General features: G+C 75.5%; 2 protein-coding genes and 1 pseudogene. All 3 read left to right on the plus strand.

Annotated elements, in window-relative coordinates:
• Positions 1 to 41: 41 nt before the first annotated feature.
• Positions 42 to 938, plus strand: a pseudogene (locus HGK34_RS22115) (DUF3866 family protein); the annotation flags it as partial.
• Positions 935 to 1,630 carry a DUF4129 domain-containing protein gene (locus HGK34_RS22120; protein ID WP_201851568.1) on the plus strand — a complete coding sequence of 232 codons (696 nt, stop codon included), beginning with the start codon at positions 935 to 937 and terminating at the stop codon, positions 1,628 to 1,630. The pseudogene HGK34_RS22115 and the gene HGK34_RS22120, both read left to right, overlap by 4 nt.
• A partial coding sequence (locus HGK34_RS22125; protein WP_201851570.1) for a hypothetical protein occupies positions 1,627 to 2,084 on the plus strand: 458 nt, incomplete at its 3' end. The genes HGK34_RS22120 and HGK34_RS22125, both read left to right, overlap by 4 nt.

Genomic DNA, 2,084 nt, shown 5'->3' on the forward strand with positions numbered 1-2,084 from the left:
GTAGCTCCGTCTCGTGGGCTCGGAGATGTGTATAAGAGACAGGCCACCTCGTCAAGGCCCGCTACACCCCCCTGCAGACCATGGTCCTGGGCGTCGACGAACAAGAATCCCCCCACCACGACCTCCTGCGCGAGGCCGACACCCTCGACCACATGCCCGTCGTCGTCGCCGACCTGCACTCCGCCCTGCCCGCCATCATCGCCGGCACCCGCCACGCCGCCGCCCTCGCCGACCAGCCCCCACCCCGCATCGCCTACGTCATGACCGACGGCGGAGCCCTGCCCGCCGCCTTCTCCCGCACCGTCGCCGCCCTGCGCGGCGCCCAATGGCTCGACACCTGCATCACCGCAGGCCAGGCCTACGGCGGCGACCTGGAATCCGTCACCATCCACACCGGCCTCCTGGCCGCCCACCACATCACCCACGCCGACATCGCCGTCGTCGTCCAAGGACCCGGCAACCTCGGCACCGGCACCCGCTGGGGCTTCTCCGGCGTCGCCGCCGGAGAAGCCGTCAACGCCACCGCCACCCTCGGCGGACACCCCGTCGCCTCCCTACGCGCCTCCGGCGCCGACCCGCGCGACCGCCACCGCGGCATCTCCCACCACTCCCTGACCGCCTACGGACGCGTCGCACTCGCCGCCGCCGACATCCCCGTCCCCGTCCCGTCACCACAGGTCGAGGCGCTCGCGGGGTGGGGCGCGGACCTGACCGGGCGGATCCGGGCGCAGGCGGCCCTGCTCGGCGGGCAGGAGGCGGCGGCCCGGCACCGGCTGGTGGACGTGGGGGCCGACGCCGCGCTGCTGGCCGAGCTGCGCACCTCACCGGCCGGTCTGCGCACGATGGGGCGCGGGCTGGAGGAGGACCCGGCGGCGTTCGTCACCGCGGCCGTCGCGGGAGTGCACGCCTACCGGCTGATCGCAACGCCCGCCGCATGAGGGCCGCGGCGACCGCCACGGTCCTGCTGCTGCTCGTGGTCCTGGCGGCGGCAGCCTCGACGCCGTGGGAGGTGCACGCCCCCGACCTGGAGGCGATCCTGCCCACCAACCCCGCCGAGTTCCCCACCATCCCGCCCGAGCCCACACCGGCCGCGTCGGCGCCCGCGCCCGAGGAGTACCTGAACTCCACGGCCCAGGACATCATCGCGCTCGTGCTGGGCCTGCTCTGCCTCGCGCTGCTGGCCTGGCTCGGCGTGGCCCTGGGCCGGCGGCTGCGCGACCGGTACGTGCCCGAGGGCGCGGGACACGAACCCACTCCGGCCGGGACGACGGCGCCCGGGGCCGACCCCGACCTGCTGGCCGAAGCGGTGCGGGACGCGGCCGAGCGGGCCCTGGAACGAGTCGAGCGGGCACGCGGCGTGCCACGGGACGCCGTCGTGGCCGCCTGGGTGGCGCTGGAGGACGCCGCGGCCGAGCACGGCAGCGCCCGCGACCCGGCCCACACCACCACCGAGTTCACCACGACACTCCTGGCCACCACCTCCGCCCCTGCCACGGACGTGGCCACGCTGCGCGGCCTCTACCAGCGCGCCCGGTTCACCTCCCGCCCCGTCACCGACGACGACGTGGCCGCCGCCCAGGCCGCACTGGCCGCGATCGCCCGCGCCCTGCAGCCGCAAGGAACCCCGTGACCCGGCCCCGCACACCCCGGCATCCACTGGCACGGCCGGGCACCATCGCCATCGCCGCACTCCTGCTCCTGCTCGCCACGGCGGCCGTGCTCACCGGCGCACTGGAATGGAGCCACGCGCTGGCCGCGGCCACGGTCGCCGCCGTCCTGGTCGGGATCTACCGCGCCGGCGGGACCGCGGGGGAGGACCCCACCTGGCCACGCCGCCCCGAGACGATGCGCGCCGGAGGCCGCCACGAGGTCTCCGACCTGGGCTGGTCCATGACCGCCGGCGACGGCCGCGTCAAGGAACGCGTCGCCGCCCGCGTCCGCACCCTCGCGCTGACCCGACTGCGCCGCGCCGGCCGCGACCCCGACGCACTCGGCATCGACCTGCACACACGCCCCACCCCCCGCACCTGTCTCTTATACACATCTGACGCTGCCGACGATAAGGCCCGTGTAGATCTCGGTGG

The organism is Myceligenerans indicum, assembly GCF_016742955.1.
GTDB classification, from domain to species: Bacteria; Actinomycetota; Actinomycetes; order Actinomycetales; family Cellulomonadaceae; genus Myceligenerans; species Myceligenerans indicum.

Coding starts and splice junctions, on each gene's coding strand:
- HGK34_RS22120 (WP_201851568.1), top strand. CDS start 935: ATGAGGGCCGCGGCGACCGCCACGGTCCTGCTGCTGCTCGTGGTCCTG.